The sequence below is a fragment of the Colwellia psychrerythraea genome (assembly GCF_000764225.1).
In the GTDB taxonomy this organism is placed as follows: domain Bacteria; phylum Pseudomonadota; class Gammaproteobacteria; order Enterobacterales; family Alteromonadaceae; genus Colwellia; species Colwellia psychrerythraea_D.
In genome coordinates this window covers 1-746 of record NZ_JQED01000006.1, presented here as the reverse complement: position 1 = coordinate 746, position 746 = coordinate 1, and the positions used below count along the sequence as shown (strand labels likewise).

Below are 746 nucleotides of genomic sequence, written 5' to 3'. Positions count from 1 at the left end.
AGGGGTGAAGTCGTAACAAGGTAACCCTAGGGGAACCTGGGGTTGGATCACCTCCTTATCTTGATATAAAACGATTTAATGAAAGCTTCGGCTTTATGAGTGTTCACACAAATTACATGATAACAAATTTGAAGAAATAATAGGTCTGTAGCTCAGCTGGTTAGAGCGCACCCCTGATAAGGGTGAGGTCGGCAGTTCAAGTCTGCCCAGACCTACCAATTTACTTAAATAAAGTAATTGGTAGATTCTTCTTGAAAGAATAAAAACCAAATCTAAAGACACTTTTACAGTGATTTTACATTTGGTTTTTTTAAACCATATCGTTACCGAATGCGTGTAACTGATAAGTTCTTTAACAATCTGGAAAGCTGATATAAATACCGATATTTATGTCGTAACGAACGGTGTCGCGCTGAACGTTACAAATGACGTAAGTATCATCGATAAACATTCTCCTCGAGTGTTTATCATTAATAAGTAAAAAACTCAGTTAATGTCTACTCGACGTTAATTGTTTTATCAAGTAACTCATCATAAATCTTAGGGTTTATTGAGTACGTGAAAATGTCAGACTTTACAATACGTTCGGATTAGTCTCCGAGCTTTACTAAGAAAATCGAAAGACTACTTAGGGTTGTATGGTTAAGTGACTAAGCGTATGTGGTGGATGCCTTGGCAGTTAGAGGCGATGAAGGACGTGTTAATCTGCGATAAGCGAAGATAAGGTGATAAAAACCGTTATAGTC

At 37.3% G+C, this 746-nt stretch carries 1 tRNA gene and 2 rRNA genes; all 3 read left to right on the top strand.

The window, feature by feature from the left end:
• Positions 1 to 58 (top strand): 16S ribosomal RNA (locus ND2E_RS23050); the annotation flags it as partial.
• Positions 59 to 141: 83 nt separating this feature from the next.
• Positions 142 to 218 (top strand) — tRNA-Ile (locus ND2E_RS16475).
• 422 nt (positions 219 to 640) lie between these two features.
• Positions 641 to 746: ribosomal RNA gene (locus tag ND2E_RS0121265) — 23S ribosomal RNA — on the top strand; the annotation flags it as partial.